The organism is Micromonospora sp. NBC_01739 (assembly GCF_035920385.1).
Taxonomy (GTDB): domain Bacteria; phylum Actinomycetota; class Actinomycetes; order Mycobacteriales; family Micromonosporaceae; genus Micromonospora.
The window spans coordinates 3,660,985-3,679,083 of the sequence record NZ_CP109151.1 but is presented as its reverse complement, the minus strand read 5'-3'; the positions used below and the strand labels follow the sequence as shown (position 1 = coordinate 3,679,083).

14 protein-coding genes and 3 pseudogenes are annotated in these 18,099 nt (G+C 67.5%); 9 read left to right on the top strand and 8 right to left on the bottom strand.

All coding sequences use genetic code 11. The features are described from left to right. Window positions 1–91 precede the first annotated feature (91 nt). From OIE53_RS16435 to OIE53_RS16420, 4 genes and pseudogenes are all read left to right on the top strand, one after another. Window positions 92–1,036 carry a glycosyltransferase family 2 protein gene (locus OIE53_RS16435; RefSeq protein WP_327022421.1) on the top strand — a complete coding sequence of 315 codons (945 nt, stop codon included), beginning with the start codon at window positions 92–94 and terminating at the stop codon, window positions 1,034–1,036. A gap of 155 nt (window positions 1,037–1,191) precedes the next feature. After that, window positions 1,192–3,006, top strand: a complete 1,815-nt coding sequence (locus tag OIE53_RS16430; RefSeq protein WP_327022420.1) for an ABC transporter ATP-binding protein — start codon at window positions 1,192–1,194, stop codon at window positions 3,004–3,006. Window positions 3,007–3,088: 82 nt separating this feature from the next. Continuing rightward, window positions 3,089–4,783 (top strand): ABC transporter ATP-binding protein, encoded by a 1,695-nt coding sequence (locus tag OIE53_RS16425; RefSeq protein WP_327022419.1) that lies wholly within the window; start codon window positions 3,089–3,091, stop codon window positions 4,781–4,783. 59 nt (window positions 4,784–4,842) lie between these two features. After that, window positions 4,843–5,100: pseudogene (locus OIE53_RS16420) on the top strand (UDP-N-acetylglucosamine 1-carboxyvinyltransferase); the annotation flags it as partial. Between the two features lie 15 nt (window positions 5,101–5,115). On the opposite strand, the gene OIE53_RS16415 reads toward OIE53_RS16420, so the two are convergent. Together OIE53_RS16415 and OIE53_RS16410 are read right to left on the bottom strand one after the other, a co-directional pair. Next, window positions 5,116–5,871: a 5-formyltetrahydrofolate cyclo-ligase gene (locus OIE53_RS16415; protein ID WP_327022418.1), complete on the bottom strand. Its 756-nt coding sequence runs from the start codon at window positions 5,869–5,871 to the stop codon at window positions 5,116–5,118. After that, window positions 5,834–6,127 (bottom strand): hypothetical protein, encoded by a 294-nt coding sequence (locus OIE53_RS16410; protein ID WP_327027475.1) that lies wholly within the window; start codon window positions 6,125–6,127, stop codon window positions 5,834–5,836. Before OIE53_RS16410 ends, OIE53_RS16415 begins: the two co-directional genes overlap by 38 nt. A 367-nt stretch (window positions 6,128–6,494) precedes the next feature. Between OIE53_RS16410 and OIE53_RS16405 the strand changes: the two genes are divergently transcribed. Next, on the top strand, window positions 6,495–6,935 hold the full coding sequence (locus tag OIE53_RS16405) for a hypothetical protein (protein WP_327027474.1): 441 nt from the start codon (window positions 6,495–6,497) through the stop codon (window positions 6,933–6,935). On the opposite strand, the pseudogene OIE53_RS16400 reads toward OIE53_RS16405, so the two are convergent. Continuing rightward, window positions 6,864–7,037 (bottom strand): annotated as a pseudogene (locus OIE53_RS16400) (helix-turn-helix transcriptional regulator); the annotation flags it as partial. The gene OIE53_RS16405 and the pseudogene OIE53_RS16400 overlap by 72 nt on opposite strands. Before the next feature lie 366 nt (window positions 7,038–7,403). On the opposite strand from OIE53_RS16400, the gene OIE53_RS16395 reads away from it, so the two are divergent. Beyond that, window positions 7,404–7,721, top strand: a complete 318-nt coding sequence (locus OIE53_RS16395; RefSeq protein WP_327022417.1) for a hypothetical protein — start codon at window positions 7,404–7,406, stop codon at window positions 7,719–7,721. Window positions 7,722–7,724: 3 nt separating this feature from the next. Next, a pseudogene (locus tag OIE53_RS16390) lies at window positions 7,725–7,826 on the top strand (kinase); the annotation flags it as partial. Window positions 7,827–7,881: 55 nt separating this feature from the next. Here the strand turns inward: OIE53_RS16390 and OIE53_RS16385 are convergent. After that, a complete protein-coding gene (locus OIE53_RS16385) occupies window positions 7,882–9,108 on the bottom strand; it encodes a trypsin-like serine peptidase (RefSeq protein ID WP_327022416.1) in 1,227 nt (408 codons plus the stop codon). A gap of 429 nt (window positions 9,109–9,537) precedes the next feature. Between OIE53_RS16385 and OIE53_RS16380 the strand changes: the two genes are divergently transcribed. Then, the gene (locus tag OIE53_RS16380) at window positions 9,538–10,956 is read left to right on the top strand and encodes an endo-1,4-beta-xylanase (protein WP_327022415.1); all 1,419 of its coding nucleotides are present in this window, start codon (window positions 9,538–9,540) and stop codon (window positions 10,954–10,956) included. 1 nt (window position 10,957) lies between these two features. Next, window positions 10,958–13,639: an RICIN domain-containing protein gene (locus OIE53_RS16375; protein WP_327022414.1), complete on the top strand. Its 2,682-nt coding sequence runs from the start codon at window positions 10,958–10,960 to the stop codon at window positions 13,637–13,639. An 88-nt stretch (window positions 13,640–13,727) separates the two neighbouring features. On the opposite strand, the gene OIE53_RS16370 is transcribed toward OIE53_RS16375, so the two are convergent. Genes OIE53_RS16370 through OIE53_RS16355 form a run of 4 tightly spaced genes read right to left on the bottom strand, consistent with a single transcriptional unit; the run spans window position 13,728 to window position 18,052 of the window. Continuing rightward, window positions 13,728–14,666 (bottom strand): oxidoreductase, encoded by a 939-nt coding sequence (locus OIE53_RS16370; protein ID WP_327022413.1) that lies wholly within the window; start codon window positions 14,664–14,666, stop codon window positions 13,728–13,730. Window positions 14,667–14,715: 49 nt separating this feature from the next. Continuing rightward, window positions 14,716–15,729, bottom strand: a complete 1,014-nt coding sequence (locus tag OIE53_RS16365) for a glycosyltransferase family 2 protein (protein WP_327022412.1) — start codon at window positions 15,727–15,729, stop codon at window positions 14,716–14,718. Between the two features lie 23 nt (window positions 15,730–15,752). Continuing rightward, window positions 15,753–16,898, bottom strand: coding sequence for a glycosyltransferase family 4 protein (locus OIE53_RS16360; protein ID WP_327022411.1), 1,146 nt, complete (start codon window positions 16,896–16,898; stop codon window positions 15,753–15,755). Between the two features lie 56 nt (window positions 16,899–16,954). Beyond that, complete coding sequence (locus OIE53_RS16355; protein WP_327022410.1) at window positions 16,955–18,052, bottom strand: lysylphosphatidylglycerol synthase transmembrane domain-containing protein; 1,098 nt, start codon at window positions 18,050–18,052, stop codon at window positions 16,955–16,957. Window positions 18,053–18,099 lie beyond the last annotated feature (47 nt).

Sequence of the window (18,099 nt, the reverse complement as noted above, 5' to 3'; positions counted from 1 at the left end):
TGTCGGTTCGACATCGAACTTGCAAGAACGTGATGCGGGGCTTCCCACGTCGGGAACCCGGCTTCTGCTCTGGAACGGAGACCGTCCGTCGATGAAGGCATCAGTGGTTGTGCCGACATTCAACTCGTTCGTGTTGCTGGACAGATGCCTTCGCACGTTCCGTGCACAGAATCTGGCTGTCTCCGATTCTCTCGAAGTGCTTGTCGTCGATGATGGATCGACCGACCCGACAGCGGAGACCGTGCGGCGTCACGTGATGGCGGACTCCCGGTTCCGCTACCTGTATCTGCCTCGGTCTGCAACGTCGTCCAGAAGCGCCGCAAGAAATCGCGGTGCAGAAGAAGCGACCGGCGACATCCTGATCTTCGTCGATGGTGATCAACTGGTTCCGCCCACTTTTGTCGAACAGCATCTTCGGCACTACCAAGGCATTTCCGCGAAGAAGGCCGTCATCGGCTTCAGAAAATATCTGCGGACTCCGGAGGCGTTCGACGACCGCTTCATGGAGTACGGCGGCGAGGAATTCCTCGGCGGCGTGATCAAGAGCGACATCAGGCTGGACCTGCTGAGTCGCCTGAGCGATATCGGCGGTGATCTGAAGACATCGTGGCATCTGTTTTTCACCTGCAACGTATCTGTTCCACGCGTCGACTTCACGCGCGTCGGTGGATTCAACGAGGAATTCCGGGGATGGGGCCTGGAGGATTCCGAGTTGGGGTACAGACTGGAGCGCTCCGGCACGCAGCTCGTCTTCGACGAAGATAGCTTCGCCTATCATCAAGGGCCGCCGCTGAGCCCCGACAAGACTGTCTACGAGGGCTGGCTGAAGAACCTGAGCCTATTCATCGCGCTACACGAGGGAGCTCCCGAGGTGATCCTGCAGGCCATGCTTGCGCCGATATTCAACCCTGCGGTCGGCGCCAACTGGGTCGCTCTCTACGAGCAGTTCGAAATGTGCGCAAGGTCCACCCCCACGGCCTCTCCTGGGTCACCTGCCGAGGTTGAGGAAAGCGGATTTTCCGTTCCTGTCGCGTAGGCAGAGTTGGGGGACGGCACGCCCATATCTCCCTACCTCATTCACGGCCGCACGGGAGGCGCCTGGTGGTGACGACGCACGAAAGGTCTGTGTGGGCGGAACTTGTTCGCGGCCACAGATCGCGCCTCGACGGGCGAATGAGAATCCTGCACCTGGTGCCCAACGCCGGCTGGTCGCTGGTTTCGTCCGCCGTGATGATCCAGATCGCCGCGGGGATCCTGCCGGTCGCGTTCATCCTCGCCACCTCAGCCGTGGTCGCCCGAGTGCCGGACGCGGTAGCCGGCGGGCTCGGGTCGGCGGCCTGGAGCGATCTTCGGACCAACTTGATCCTCGCGGCGGCCGCGTTCTTCGGAGTGCAGCTGCTGCTGCCGGTACAGGAACTGCTCGGCAACCTGATCCGCCGTCGCCTCGACGATCTCGTCCGTGACCGGTTGATGGCGGCCTCCCAAGCGAGCGGCGGCGTGGCCGTGATGGAGGATCCGGAGCTGCTCGATCACGTCGCCGACGCCAAGGACCGGCTGCGGACCGAGATGTGGTCGCCTGGTGCCGCGGGTGCCGGTCAGATCGCGCTGATCTCGCGGTACCTGCAGACCGTTCTCGCTGCCGGGGTCACGTCGGTTGCCTTCGTGTGGTGGGCGGGGCCGGCTCTGCTCCTCGCGGCCTTGACGATCCGCTTCGGCTACCGGCTCGGCCTGTCGGTGTTCACCGAGGTCTTTCGCAGCACCGCCCGGCTGCGGCGCCGCAGCGAATATCTCCGCACCATGCTGCTCCAGCCCGCGGCGGCGAAGGAGTTGCGGGTCTTCGGCCTTCTACCTTGGTTGAAGCAGGAGTACACGACGGCCGCCATGGACGCCGTGCTCCCGGTCTGGCGGGCCCGACGCAGGCTGTTCTACGGCCCCTACATACTCTATGTTCTTGTCGCCTTCGTGCTGCTGGGCGCGCTGCTGACGGGAGCGGCTCAGGCAACGGCGTCCGGACTGCTCGGCTTGGGCGGGTTGATACTCGTATTCCAGGCGTCCCTGGCCGCCATGAGGATCGGCGGTTTCATCGCCGAGTCCGATGTGGCGACCGAGCAGGGCCTCAATGCCTACCGGTCGGTGGAGCGGATCGAGAGGATGAGCGAAGCCGACGCCCGCACCACCGAGAACGGCAGGGGCGATCCGGCGGGACTGCCCAGGACGCTGTTGCGATTCGACAAGGTGTCCTTCGCCTACCCGGGCGGGCTACCGGTGCTGAACGACCTCGACCTCACCATCGAGGCGGGCCGGTCGCTGGCGATCGTCGGCCTTAACGGCGCAGGCAAGACGACCCTGGTGAAACTGCTGGCCCGGCTCTACGAACCGACGGCCGGGACGATCACCGCTGACGGCGTCGACATTCGGACCTTCCCGGCCACGGCGTGGCAGCGCCGGGTTGCCGCCATCTTCCAGGACTTCACCCACTTCGAGCTGCCGGTGCGCGACAACGTCGCTTTCGGCGCGATCGAGTTGCTCGCCGAGCCGGAGCGTGCCGACAAGGTGGTCCGGGCCGCCCTGGAAAAGGCCGGCGCGGCGGATTTCGTCAACCAGCTCCCCCGCGGCCTGGAGACTCCACTGTCACGGCGATACGCCGGCGGCGCCGAACTGTCCGGTGGGCAGTGGCAGCGCATCGCGATCGCCCGTGCTCTGGTCGCCGTCGAGGGTGGCGCGAGCATTCTCGTCCTCGACGAGCCGACCGCCAACCTGGACGTGCGGTCGGAGGTGGCGTTCTTCGAGCGGTTCCTCGACCTCACCCGAGGAGTCACCAGCGTGGTCATCTCGCACCGGTTCTCCACGGTGCGCCGTGCCGACCGGATCGTCGTGTTGGAACACGGTCGCGTCGTCGAGGAGGGCACCCACGAAGAGCTGCTCGCCCTCGACGGCCGCTATGCGGAGCTGTTTCGGCTGCAGGCCGCGCGGTTCACCGAGGAAGAGGTGGAAGGCTGTGCATAGAGTCCTGCGCAGTGTCCGCGCGACCCTGGCGTCGGCGTGGCGGCTCAGCCCGGGAAGGCTGATCACCGCCGCCCTGTTGATGATGCTCGGCGCGGTGAGTGGACCCCTGCTGGCGCTCTTTCTGGGTGTGGCGGTCGATGCGGCCCTCGACCGGCGGACCGATGTCGCGGTCTGGACGGCGACGGCCGCCGCCGTGAGTATCCTGCTCAGCTTGACGATGGAGCACTTCGCCCACATCTTCTTCTTCGAGCTCGGTGATCTGCACAAGCAGGACACCGAACGCCAACTCGGCGACCTGGCGCACGGGCCGGTCGGACTGGCGCTGCACGAACGGGGGGACGCCGCGGATCGCTTCGAGTTGCTCCGACAGCAGTCGTGGACGCTGGGTCAGAGCGTGCAGACCGTCCTGACGATCGGGGTGCTGGTCACCCAGTTCACCCTGACCGCCGTGCTCCTCGCCCGCATCGAGCCGTGGCTGCTCCTGTTGCCGATCTTCGGTGTCCCCCCGTTGATCGCCGGGCGGCTGGCCGAGAAGCGGCTGGAACGTGCCGAACTCGTGACCGCCGAGTCGACCCGCATGAGCTGGCACCTGTTCGATCTGGCCCTCAGCTCGATCGCCGCCAAGGAGATTCGGCTCTTCGGGCTCGGCGGAGAGCTCCGCCGCCGCCATGGGACGGTCCGCCGCGAGGTGGACAGCCGATTGCGCCGGGCTGAATGTGCTGGCGCGGCCCTGCGGTTCACCGGTCAGCTGATCTTCGCGCTCGGATACATCGGCTCCATCGTCCTGGTCGTCCGCGCCGCCATCAGCGGCGAGCGCACCGTCGGCGACGTTGTCCTCGCCATCACGCTGGCCGTGCAAACCAACGCGCAGGCCGCCGGAGCCGTCGCGCTCGCCCAGGCGCTGCAACGCAACGCCCGCGCCATCGGCTGGTTGAGCTGGATCCGCGACGCCACGCCGTCGGAACCCGGTCCGCCGGCTGACCAGGCGCCGCCCGCCGTCCTCGCCGACGGCATCGAGCTGCGTGACGTCGCGTTCCGCTACCCGGGCACCGATACCGACGTGCTGCAAGGCCTCAGCCTGCGCATCCCTTCCGGCACGATCGTCGCCATCGTCGGCGACAACGGCTCCGGCAAGTCCACCCTGGTCAAGCTGCTCTGCCAGTTCTACCGGCCCACCGCGGGTGAGATCACCATCGATGGCGCCGACCTGCGGCGGCTCGACCCGCTGGGATGGCGCCAGCGGATCTCCGCCAGCTTCCAGGACTACCTCCGGCTGGAACTGCGGGCCAGAAGCAGTATCGGCCTCGGTGACCTGCCGCGACTCGATGCACCGGGCGCGGTGGAGCGGGCAATCCGGCGTGCAGATGCTGAGGAGGTGATCGACCGGCTGCCGATCGGCCTGGAGACCTACCTTGGCAAGTCCTACGACAACGGCGCTGAACTGTCGGGCGGGCAGTGGCAGCGCATCGCGTTGAGCCGGTCGATGATGCGCAACGATCCGCTGCTGCTGTTGCTCGACGAGCCCGCCGCCGCCTTGGACCCGCTGACCGAGCACGCCTTGTTCGACCGGTACTCCGACGCGGCGCGTGACGTGGGGATCCGTACCGGCGGCGTCACCGTCTTCGTGTCACACCGGTTCTCGACCGTCCGGATGGCGGACTTGATCCTGGTCGTGTCGGACGGGCGGATCGCAGAGTCCGGCAGCCACGAAGAGCTTCTGGCGCTCAACGGGATGTACGCCGAGTTCTTCAGCCTGCAGGCGGCCGCGTATCGCTGATCACCAGGGCAATGAGCAAGGCCTGACCTGGAGTTCACTACCGTGTCCGCCCGGCCGGGCCGCTCAACGGCACCGCCGTCGTCCAAGGCGCGACGAACGCCGCACTGCCTATGATCGGCGCCGCGCTGCTCGCCCGACGCGGTCAGACGGTGCTGCGTAACGTCCCCGCGATCACCGACGTCCAGCGTGCCGTCGACCTCGCCCGGCTCCTCGGCGCCCACGTCGAGTACCACCCGAACGACCGACTGCTCGTCATCGACGCCACCGACATCACCAGCTCACGACTACTGGCCGATCTCACCCGCCTGTTCCGGTGACCAGGCAACGCATGATCAGCGCAGGACTGGGATGTCGTCGAGCTGATCCGCACGGAGGCTTTCCCTGAGGATGCCGGAAGGGCGCCCCCGGTCAGGTGTGCATGCGACCACCTCGTCGGGGGTGATCGCGTAGTCGACGCTGAAGTCGTGATCGGCGTCAGGTAGTTCCTCGTCAAGAAGTTGGCTCTGGTGGATCGTGGTGGCGATGACGGTGTCCATGGTCACGAGCCCAGCTTCGGTCAGGAGCGCGATCTCCAGGTCGGAGTAGCCGGCTCCCTTGCCGACCCGTACGCCGTTGCGTCGGCTGACCGCGACGCTGCCGCACACGATCATGTCCACCGGTCGCATGTCGTCGGGGCCGACTCTGGGGGCGATCTCGGCCGCACCCGTGCTCGTGGCCGCAGTCTCGAAGGGGACTTCCAAGTCATCCGGGTCTAGCAGGTAGAAGGGCTTCGGTGTGGCGAGTCGTGGGACCGCCATGTAAAGCAGTTTGCCCTCCTGAAGGGCGCGGACCCGGACGGGCAGTTGGGCCCGGTCGGGATTGCATTTGATGACCCGTGCCTGCTTCCAGGCATCCAGTTCTGTGAGCCGGGCTGCTGCGGCTTCCTTGCCCACGAAGTCGGGAATGTGGCCGTGCACCCCGGGCGGTGCGGCACCTTCGCGTTCGAGAAGGTCCCAGACCCGTCGCCGGACAGACTGCTTGGCGTCGTCGATGCTTGTCACGCTGTTGCTCCTATGGAGTGATGAGGGTGAGGAGTCGGTCGTGGACATCCTGAACCGGCGGCTGATCGCTCCAGGGACGCAGTTGGCGGGCGGCGGAGAAGGCGAGAGTAAGGCCACCTCCAGCGCGGGTCCGCTCGATGACATCGATGTTCAGATGCAGGTAGGAGACGGCGGCCTCGAGGTCGCGGTGGCGGATGTTGGCCAGGGCGAGATTGCCGAGGATGACGGCGGTCGACTTGCGGCGTGCGGCGACGAGTTGATGAGCCTCTTCCAACGCCTTGACTGCCGCAGTCGGCTTGTTCAACGACAACCAGCAGGAGCCCGCGAGTCGCGCGTGATGGCTGGGAACAGTAGAGGGCTGAGGCCGGATCTTGCGGGCTCACCGAAGCGAAGTGATCCTCGGCGACGCCAAGGGCCTCAGCGCACTCTCGTACCTGGCCGAGCATCGCGTGTGCCTCGGCGCGGTGTAGTTGGGCGAGGCCAGCGAGCACGCGGCTGTCGCGGCGGCTCACCGCAGCGGCCTGCGCGGTCAGTGCGACGGCAGCGGTTGGCTGCCTGGTGCCGTAGAGCGCTAGGAAACTCTTGCGAAGTATGGCGTTGGCCTCGGTGACGGTGTCGCGGGCTTCTCTCGCGGCCTTGATCGCCTGGTCGAAGTAGGCGGCGCTGGCGGCGTGGTCGTGTCGCTGGGTGGCGTCCCATACCAGTTGGCCCATCAGGGTGGCCGCTTCGGCGACCGCCGCAGCCAGTTCACGCTGAACGGAGCCGGCGTCGGCGTACTGACGGAGGAAGACCGCCTGAGCGTGCAACTGTGCCGCTTCGGCGAGCAGGAGGGTCGAAGGGGTCCGGTCGTAGCGCTCGTCGAGATGCCGTACGCGATCCCGCAGGTATGCCGCGGCTACCAGGTCGACGCGACCGGGCTGCCGCAGCGCGTGGTTGAGACGTCCATCGGGCGGGGCGGGCGGCCGACGAGTGTCGGCCAACAGGTCGGCCAGTTCCTCTACGGACACGTTGAGCGCCGTGGCCAGGTGTGGGCGGTGCCAGGGCTGCGGGTCGGTCTCTGCCCGTTCCCACCGCACGACGGTGGAGCGATCGACGCCGAGGACTTCGGCTAGGCGCTCCTGGCTGAGGCCGATCGCCTTGCGGCGCTGCGCCAGCCGATACCGGCGCGAGCCTCGCCGTCCATTGCCGCCACTGTGCGTCACAGCTCCATTCATCCAGTTCACGGCATTCATCGCAATAGGGATGCATCGGTTCTGCGTCATTGCCGCCCTGGGATCTGCCGGTCGACAGCGGTTGGCTGGAAGGCGGGGCGATCAAGCCGACCTACTGAGCTGGGGGTTCGAGGTGCGTTGTCCGAAGCGGAGTAGACCCGGGGATGGGTATCGGCTGCTGTCACCAGGTACTTCCGCTCACGGACGGAGGACTCCCCGCCCGCGTACCGCCAACGGGGCTGCGTGGGTGGGTGATCGGCGGCATTCCCCAGGCCGCCGTGCGGCGGCGGTGGGCTCGTCATTCCCCCGGTGGGCCCACCGCCGACCGTCTCGACTGTTCGAGCAGCAGGCCAGAGAAGGCGATCGGCGGTGACCGGTCAGTCAGGTCGTCTCTCGGGAGGTCGGAACCTCTCAGGTGAAGGTGAGCATCTGCCGGTACGTCCGCTGTGGATCTGCCGTCGATGTGGGCAACCGTGGCCGTGTGGGGCGGCGAAGCTGGCTCTCGTGACCGAGTACCGGGAAATGCCGGTGAACCTGTTCCTCTATCTGGCCAGTTGCCTGCACGACGCCATCGAGGACCTGCACCGGCTCAGCCCCAGCGTGACGGGCGACGCGGCTGACATGTTCGATCGCTTCCTCGGCTGGCCGGTCCGGAAAGCCGGCCGTCGCCCCTCAGGGAAGGCATGAGCATTCGCCTTGGACCGCGGCTATCACGTCGTGTTAGAGGGCATTCTGCATACCGGCCGGCACCGGAGCATGTTGACCTCCCTGCGGGAGGGGTACCGCAGCCGGCCCTGGCCGCCGCCGGGAGTCGGCGGCGGCCAGCATCTCTGGTGGGTCGTCGTGCTCAGCCGTTGTCGATCAGGCTGGCGATCTCGTTGTAGATCAGGTGGGCCTTGGCGCCCTGGTTGGACGGGCAGCCGCCGAGGTGGTGCAGGGCGATCACCCGGTGGCTGCTGTTCAGCACCGGCGAGCCGGAGTTGCCGCCGGAGGTGTCGCAGCTGTAGCTGATGTTCCAGGTGTTGTAGTTCGCGCTCCGTACGGTGCAGCGGGCGCCGTTCTGGGCGTTCTCGAAGATCGACAGGCGCTTGGGGCTGCCGTCGCCGTGGCCCGGGATGTACATCTGGGTGCCGTTGGTGGTGGCGGTCGTCGCCAGGTACAGGGTGCCGAAGCCCTGGATGGCGGCGAAGTTGTTGACCGAGAACAGGGCGTAGTCCAGTTGGCTGGAGCCGCCGCTGCTGACCCGGTAGAGGGTGGCGCCGCTGACCTTGGTGCCGGGGCCGGGGTTCGAGCCGCCGCAGGTGGCGCACTGGTAGTTGAACTGCATCTCGCTGCCACTGACCGCGGCCTGGGTGGAGAAGCAGTGCTTGTTGGTCAGCATGCGGTTGGTGTTGCCCACCCGCCAGGTGGTGCACATGCCGCCGCCGCTGATCAGTAGTCGTGCCACCGCGTTGCTGCGGGCGAACTCGGTGGGGTGGCTGTTCTGGTAGCAGACCACGTCGCGGCGGGCGTCGGTGCTGCACACGGACTGGGTGGAGAAGTTGTACTGCGCGACTTCCGTGCGGTCGTAGCCGCGCCAGAACCGGTCGATGGTGGCGGCGGTGGCACGCGAGGTTCGGTTGCTGTGCAGGGTGACCACCGCGGTGTCGCCCTCCACGGACATGGCCCAGAAGCCCGGTCGGCCGTCGGTGGTGTAGTCCGAGCCGGTCGCTCGGTTCAGGTTGCGGTCGTACCGGTAGCTTTCCCGCCCGTCCGGGCTGGACACGGTGACGTACTCGCCGGGGGCCAGGCGCAGCGAGCTGAAGTGCACCTTGACGTAGGTGGCGCCGGGGTGCCGGATGACCTGGGTGCGGCCGTCGCGGAGGTACGACAGGGCGCTGTCGACCGTGCGCAGTTCACCGACGGTCGTGACCCCCTCGGCCTCGAACTGCTCCGATTCGGGTGCCCGCTCGGAATGTGGAGCGAGAACGGAAACTGAGGACGCTTCGGCGGGTGCCGACAGCAGGCTCAGCCCGAGTGTGCAGGCGCCGAGTGCGGCCACCAACCTACGTAGATGGCGCGAGGCGTTCTTCATCGCCGCTCCTCCCAGGAACCGGGCCTTAACGAGTGTTAAGCATTCATACCGGAGCTCCGTTAATGCATGCAAGGATGTCAATATTCTGCCCTCGAATTGCCCGGCGGGTGAAGGGGTGTTCGGGGCGATGGTGGGCCGCTCTCCGATGGGCGCGGTGTGGATCAACGGCCCTCGTAGAGTTATCGCTCACCAGCGTGGTGGGCCCCGCTCCGGTGGGGCAGGCAAGGCGTTCAGAAGTTGACGATCATGATTGGATGCATCGCCCTGGGCTGGGCTTCTTGAGCCAGGGGAAACTTTATGGCAATCTCAGCTTCATCGACGTGTGACGTTCTCTTGCCCCTGTGTCGCCCCCGCGCGCAGCCCGACTTGGCCGGTGATGTTAGCGCTCACTCGTCTAGGTGATTCCACTCGAAGAAGGGTTGCGGGCACATGAAGACACTCCTACCACGGCGGCGACTGTGGTCCTCCACGGCGATCCTGCGCACGCTGGCGGCCGGGGCGCTGGCGGCCGGCTTTGTCCTGGCACCGGTCAGTGCCGCCAACGCGGCCAGCACCCTCGGTGCCTCGGCGGCCGAGAAGGGCCGGTACTTCGGCGCGGCCGTCGGGACGTACAAGTTCAACGACAGCACCTACATGTCGGTGCTGAACCGCGAGTTCAACAGCCTGGTCGCCGAGAACGAGATGAAGTGGGACGCCACCGAGCCCCAGCGCGGCGTGTTCAACTACAGCGCCGGTGACCGCATCGTCAACCACGCCCGATCCCAGGGCATGAAGGTACGCGGACACACCCTGCTGTGGCACGCCCAGCAGCCCGGCTGGGCACAGGGCCTGTCCGGCGGTGACCTGCGCAACGCCGCGATCAACCATGTCACCCAGGTGGCCAGCCACTTCCGGGGGCAGATCTACTCCTGGGACGTGGTGAACGAGGCGTTCGCCGACGGCGGCAGTGGCGCCCGACGGGACTCCAACCTCCAGCGCACCGGCAACGACTGGATCGAGGCGGCGTTCCGTGCCGCCCGGGCGGCCGATCCCAACGCCAAGCTCTGCTACAACGACTACAACACCGACGGGATCAACGCGAAGTCCACCGGCATCTACAACATGGTGCGCGACTTCAAGTCCCGCGGGGTGCCGATCGACTGCGTGGGCTTCCAGTCCCACCTGGGCACCACCCTCCCCGGTGACTACCAGGCCAACCTCCAGCGCTTCGCCGACCTGGGCGTCGACGTGGAGATCACCGAACTGGACATCACCCAGGGGGGCAACCAGGCCAACATGTACGGCGCCGTCACCCGCGCCTGCCTGGCGATCTCGCGCTGCACCGGCATCACCGTGTGGGGGGTACGGGACTGCGACTCCTGGCGTGGTGGGGACAACGCGCTGCTGTTCGACTGCGCCGGTAACAAGAAGCCCGCGTACACGGCCGTCCTCGACGCCCTCAACAGCGGCTCGAACCCCAACCCGAACCCGACCGGCAACCGGCTGCGCAACGAGGCCTCCGGCCGATGCCTGGACGTCAACGGGGCAAGCTCCGCCAACGGGTCACAAATGATCATCTGGGATTGCCACAACAACGCCAACCAGCAGTTCACCCAGAACGGGCGGGCCCTCCAGGTGATGGGCAAGTGCCTGGACGTGCCCAGCAACGCCGGCACCGGGACCCGGGTGCAGATCTGGGACTGCAATGGTGCCGCGAACCAGCAGTGGGTCTTCAACGGCAACGGCACGATCAGCAGCGCGCAGACCGGGTTGTGCCTGGACGTCAACGGCGCTGCCACCGCCAACGGCACGGCGGTGATCGTGTGGAGCTGCCACGGCGGCGGCAACCAGCGTTGGGCCAGGGCCTGATATGCGGAGTGTCGGCAGGAGCTCGTTGCTGGCGGTCGCGGTGCTCGTCTCCGGCGTGCTGCCGGCCCTGGTCGCCGATCAGCAACCGGCTTCGGCCGCAGCCCAGGCGACGTACTACGTGGCTCCGGACGGCAGCGACAGCAACCCGGGCACGATCACCGCACCGTTCCGGAGCCTGCAACGGGCCCGGGACGTCGTACGGACGACGAATGCGAGCATGACCGGCGACATCCAGGTCTACCTGCGCGGCGGAACCTATCCGGTGGGCAGCACGATCGAGTTCGGGGCGAGCGACTCCGGCACCAACGGTTACCGGATCAGCTATGCCGCCTACCCGGGTGAGACCCCGGTGCTTCAGGGCGGTGTGCAGGTCACTGGCTGGACCCAGCACAGCGGCAACATCTGGAAGGCCCCGCTGGACCGGGCCAACAAGCTGCGGTCGCTCTACGTCAACGGCAAGCGGGCCTTCATGGCCGCCAAGACCATCAACTCGGCCGGATGCCACGGGTCGTACACCATCAATGCCGGACAGGCCGACTGGGCCTGGGAATCCGGATCACAGTGCGCCGGCGCCAGATACAGCCTTTCTGACTTTCCGGCCGTGGCCGGAAACCAGGAGGACATCGAGATCGAGACGGCGACCACCTGGACCACCGCCATCGTGGGGGTCCGACAGGTGATCACCGAGGGGTCGAACCGGGTGGCCCTGTTCCAGCAACCCGGGGCGGCCATCGCCCAGGGGGCCTTCAACGGCAACGCCCAGATCAACGGCAGCCACAAGGTCATGAACGCGTACGAGTTCCTGGACGCGCCGGGCGAGTTCTATTTCGACAAGTCCAGCCGGACGGTCTACTACTACAAGGCCGGCAGCGAGAACATGGCCACCGCCTCGGTCTTCGCGCCGAACAACGTGGCCACCGTGCTGCGGATCGCCGGCACCTCGACCAGCAACCGGGCCCGCAATCTCACCTTCTCCGGGCTGACCGTGGAGCATTCCGACTGGAACCTGGTCAATGTCGCCGGGTCGGTGTTCAAGCAGGCGCAGCAGGGCAACCTCAGTGCCTTCGCGTACGCCCGGGGCAACTTCCACGTCTACCACTACCGCAATGTCGACCTGACCCCCGGCATGGTCCACCTCCAGAACGCCGACGGCATCCTGCTGGAACGCAACCGGGTCCAGCACACCGGTGCCGACGGGATCACCCTGGTCAACGATGTGATCAACACCCGGCTGATCGGCAACTACACGAACGACATCGCGGGGACCGCGGTCAGTGTGGGGCATCCGCAGCACGTCTACATCGGGGACCACACGTCGAACAACCGGGAGAAGTATCCGCCCCAGGTCGAGGGGGCACCGAGGAACATCGAGATCAAGAACAACTACATCCATGACAGTGCGGTGTTGTTCAACGGGCACGGCGCGGTCGCGGCCTACTTCGTCGATGCCCTGACGGTGCAGCACAACCGCATCGAGAAGGCCCCCTGGGCGGGCATCACCATGGGGTGGGGGTGGTGGAACTTCGACGGCTCATCGGGCTCGATCGTGCCGAACCGGCCCACCACGACGGCGAAGAACAACACCATCAGCCACAACCACATCATCGACACCGTCCAGCGGCTGAGCGACACCGCCCCGATCTACACCCTGGGCAGTCAGCCGGGCACGGTCGTCAGCGACAACTACCTCCAGGGGGTTCCGGCCGGTCACAAGTACGGGCTCCACCCGGACGAGGGCTCGGCGTACATGACCTTCCGGGACAACGTGCTGAGCGTCGACAAGAACATCACCTGGATGATCAACTCGGATGACTTCGGGCGTAAGCACGACCTGACCATCACCCGCACCTACGGCCCGATCAACAAGGTCTCCCAGAAGAACCTGCCCAACAGCACCATCGACGACATCATCGTCTCCTCCGACTACGTGTGGCCGGCCGCGGCGTACCAGATCGCGGTGAACTCCGGGCCGCAGGAGTCCTTCCGGGACGTCGTTCAGGCCGGTGGGGTTCCGATGCAGGACCACGTCCTGCCGGCCAGCACGACCGCCGCGAGCGGCGTGACCTCGATTCCGATCCGTAGCACCGGGGACCCGGCCAGAAGCCTCTGGCTGGCCCCCTCCGGCACCACCACCTTCGCCGTCGGACCGACGATGACCAGGGCGGACGGCACCGCCACCAGCATCGCCGTACCCACGACATCGGGTGACTACCGGCTCTACGTCCTGGACGCCCAGGGCAACCGGTCGGCCGAATCCGCGTCGATCGTCCGGCGACAGGGCACCAGCAGCGGGCAGGGCGTACAACTCGTGGGCGGCCAGTCGGGTCGGTGCATCGAGGTCCCCGGCGCGGCCACCGCCAACGGCACCCAGCTGCAACTCTGGGACTGCGGCGGCGGCACCCACCAACGGTGGACCTACACCGCGAGCAAGCAGCTGACGGTGTACGGCAACAAGTGCCTGGACGCCTCCGGTAACGGCACGACCAACGGCACGGCAGTCATCATCTGGGACTGTCACGGTGGTCTCAACCAGCAGTGGAACCTCAACGCCAACGGCACCATCACCAGCGTCCAGTCCGGGCTGTGTGTGGATGCCAACGGTGCCGCCACCGCCAACGGCACGAAGATCATTCTTTGGTCCTGCAACGGCGGCACCAACCAGCAGTGGAGCCGACGCAACTGAGAGAACGGCTCCGGGGCCAGGCATCCTCGCCTGGCCCCGGGGCCTGGGTCGGCGGGCCGGCGATCTGCGCCGGCCCGCCGAATCGGGGCTACTCGGACTTGCCGAAGGCGTCGACGCCGGTCAACTCGGCCGAGAGGGCCCAGAGCCGCTCGGCGGCCTCCCGGTCCTCGGGGCCGTCGAAGGTCTTGGCGACCTTGCAGGCCTGGAGGTAACTGCCGCCCTCGGTCTCCAGACCGGGTGCGGTCGCGGCCCAGACCTGGGTGGCGGCACCCTGCTCGGGAGCCCGGAACTCCGGCAGCAGGGCGTTGCCCTCCTCGTCGATCCAGCCGGCACCGACCATCTCCTCCTTGGCGAGGTGCCGCTGCAACGGAGTGAGGATGTAGCCGGGGTTCACCGAGAAGGCCCGCACCCCCGCGTCCCGACCCAACCGGTCCAACTCGGCGGCGAAGAGGATGTTCGCCGACTTCGACTGGCTGTACGCCGCCCACTTGTCGTAGCCCTCGGCGAAGTGCACGTCGTCCCAGTTGATCCGGGGGGTCTCCCCGGCACCGGACGACAGCACGACGACCCGCGCGCCACCCTCGGCGGTCAGGGCCGGCCAGAGCCGGTTGACCAGGGCGTAGTGCCCCAGGTGGTTGGTGGCGAACTGGGCCTCCCAGCCCGGGCCCACCCGGGTCAGGGGAGTGGCCATGATGCCGGCGTTGTTGATCAGGATGTCGATGCTGCGGCCGGAGGCGAGGAACCGGTCGGCGAAGGCCCGTACGCTGTCGAGGTCGGCCAGGTCGAGCTCCTCGACCTCCACCCCCTCGATCCCGGCGACAGCCTCCCGGGCGACATCCGTACGCCGGGCCGGGACGACGACCCGGGCGCCGGCGGCGGCCAGGGCGCGGGTGGCCGCCAGACCCAGGCCGGAGTAGCCGCCGGTGACGATGGCTAGCTTGCCGGTGAGGTCGATGCCGGCGAGCACCTCGGTGGCCGTGCTGTCGATCCCGAAGCCCAGGTCGTCGGACTGGTCAGAAAGAGTCATCTTCAACTTCCGGTCAGGCACCACTGCTAATGCTGGCGCGTGGGAGGGGTCAGGCGGGCGTCTCGACGCGGTAGAGCCGCTGGGTCATGCTCGGGTACAGCAGGCCCTGCAGGATGCCGATGCTGGCTGCCACCGCAGACGTGAGCGTCACCAACAGATGGAGCACCGTGAATTGTAGGCCAAAGATGACCCCGTGGTGACGGAAGGCGTACGCGTAGGTGCGCTTGTCCAGGGCGATGCCGATCCCGGTGAACACCGCGGCGGCCAGCAGCGCCCAGGGGCCCAGCAGCACCGTCGAGATCAGCGCGAACACCGCCGCGAGGATGAAGGCGCTGCCCAGCGCCCGGTAGCCGGTGCCCGCGCCGCCGGGGAGCTTGTTCAGCCGCAGCCAGTTCGGGGCGCCGAGCCGGGTGCGGTTGAACACCTTGGTCAGCATCACCCGCATGGTGCCGTCGTGGTCGTGGCGTCCCCGGATGGTCGGGACGGCCTTGACCTCGTAGCGGGCGTTGAGCCGGAAGCCGTAGTCCTGCTCCTCGGTCCACCGGAGCCGGTCGTTGAACTCGCCGATCTCCAGGAAGGTCTCCTTCTTCATCGCGAACAGCGCCGAGTGCAGACCGGGGATGGCCCCCTCGACCTCGCAGAACCAGACGTACTGCTGGATGGCGCGGTAGCGCTTGACCAGGCTGTCGGGGAACATCGGCTCGGCCCGGTACATGCCGCAGATCGCGCCGAGCCCCGGCTCGGTCTGGAGGTACTCGACCGCGCGGGCGACCGCGTCCGGGTCGAGGGCCACATCGGAGTCGACGAAGAACAACACCTCACCCTTGGCGTGCCGGGCACCCAGGTTCCGGGCGGTGGAGACCCCACTGTTGACCGGCACCTGCAACACGGTGACGTCCAGGGCTCGGGCGATCGCCACGGAGTCGTCCGTGCTGGCGTCGTCGGCCACGATCACCTCGACGGACGGGTAGGTCTGGTTCTTCGCCGCCTTGATGCACTCGCCGATGGTGCTGGCGTAGTTGTAGTTCGGAATGATCACTGAGACCAGCGGTTGTTCGTTCATCGGACTCCAACCTCTCCCTTGTTTCATCGGTATTGCCGTGCTGCCGTACGCCCGCGAAGGGTGCTGAAGAGAACCTCGTGCGCGTCCAGTGAGGTGGCCACGGAGAAGCGGGCCCGGGCCGCCCGGGCCTTGCGCTCCCGCCAGTCCCGCGGCACGGTCGCCATTTCGGAGATGGCCTGTTCCAGCGCCTGCGGGTCCCGGGGCGGCACCACCAGGCCGAACCCGGTAGCGGTGACCGGGTACCGGCTGCCGGGCAGATCGGTGGTCACCGACGGAATCCCGCTCATCATCGCCTCGGCCAGCACGGTGCCGAAGGATCCGGCGACCGCCGGGAGCGCGAACACGTCGACGGAGGCGTAGAAGTCGTTGACCTCCCGGCCGCGCAACTCGCCGAGGATCCGGACCCGACTGTCGCGGTCGATCTCCGCCTGCACGGCGGCCAGATTGCTGCCCCCGGCGATGGTGTGGTAGTTGCCCGCGATCAGCAGCCGGGCGTCGGGGTCGGGGATCCGGTGGAACGCCCGTACCAGGTAGGCGATGCCCTTGTCCGCCACGATCCTTCCGAGGAATCCGACATGCAGGCCACGGGTCTCCCGGTATCGGGGCTCGCCGCCGCGCCGATCCAGGCAGGGTGGCGCGATCGGGGTGAAGGTGCGGTCCTGGATGTCCGGCCAGAACCGGGAGGCGTGGGCCTGGTCCCGGCTGGAGGCCACGACGACGGCGGAGCGGCGGATGACCGCTCGGGAGGCGGCGTCCGAGGCCGCCATGACCGCCCGGCAGAACCACTTCGACGGCGGCTGGGGGTCGCTGTGCAGCATGCTCACCACCGGTACCCGCGGCGCCGGGGGCATCAGCAGTCCCGCTGCCGGCATCGGCAGGTTGAGGTGCAGCACCGAGGACTGCCGCGCCAGCTGCCCGACCAGCATCGGATAGCGGGGGGCGAGTGGCGATCGGCTGGCTCGCGTCAGCATGGGGGAGCGGTAGACGTCCACCCCACCGACGGCGTCGCGCAGCGGCAGCTCGGCATCGTGCTGGGCGGTGACGACCGCGACCCGCCAACCCCGATTGGCCATGCCCTCGGCAATGCTGCGCGCGGTCTGCGCGTGGCCACTGACGTACGGCTCGTAGTGGGGGGCCGCAATCGTCAGATCGTATTTCCTGTCCGGCATCAGTACCGCATTCTCTGAGGTAGCTCTACGGCAGAATTTCCTGATCCCTGAACACATTAGCGGTCCGCCTGTGGCAGGCTTCTTGGTGAATTCTTGGAGGCCGGTGGGATGGAATTCCCATCGACACCCTCCGTTGCTGCGGCAGGCGATCCGGCCGTAGCGCGTCGCATGATCGCCGCAGTGACGAGCAGGCCGATTCCGGCGGTAGCAAGCTCACTGACCGTGACGACCACTCGGCTGACCAGTGCCACCACTCCGGCCACCGGCACCGGCAGGATGACACTGAGTGCGGCCGTCACCACCACCTCCCGGACCCCGATGCCGTCCGGGGCGAAGACGGCGATCACCCCGGCCACCGCGCCGAGTCCGAAGGCGCCGAGGCAGAGCGGCAGCGCCTGCAGTGGCGGAGCACCCATCGCCACGGCCAGCAGCCACAGGTGGGCCCCGCCGATCAGCCAGGCCAGCAGTTGGGCGACGACCGCCTGCCGGATGCCGGTCCCGGACATCGCCGTCGTCGGCTCCGGGCGCCGGCGCAACCGGGCCACCAGGGTCGCGGCCCAGCCGACCAGCTCGGGGCGGACCAGGACCGCAGCCACCGGCAGGACGGCCAGCAGCAGCCAGGCGGAGGAGGCCCCGAAGACCTCCGGGCCGGCCGCCAGCCCCACGGTGGCGCCGGTCAGCAGGCTCACCACGAGGGCCAGCAGCCAGGCCGCCCCCATCCGGGCCGCCGGCACCCCGATGCGCCGGCCCATCTCGACGCTGACCAGGAAGCCGGCCACCTTGCCGGGCACGTACTTGACGAACTGGCCCAGGTAGAAGATCCGGGCCGCGTCCACGGCGGCCACCCGTTCGCCGACGCCGACCAACATGGCCCGCCAGGAGATCATCGTGGCGACCAGACCGAGGGCGTTGGCCAGTACGGCCAGCGCCACCATGGTCGCGACGAAACCGGGCCGTTGGCCACGCAGGGTGGCGGCCACGGTGGACCAGTCCTGACCACGGAGGGTGATCACTATGAAGAACGCGGTCACCACCAGCAGGAGACCCATGGCGACCTTGCGGGCTACCCCCCACCATCGCTTCCGGGGCGCCGTGGTGATTGTTTCGGCGATTTCCGGGAAGGTCTGCTCGGCGTCCAGTTCTTTTGTCGACACGGGCCACCTTCTCCGATCATGGAAAGGAATCGACCTGGGTGACCAAC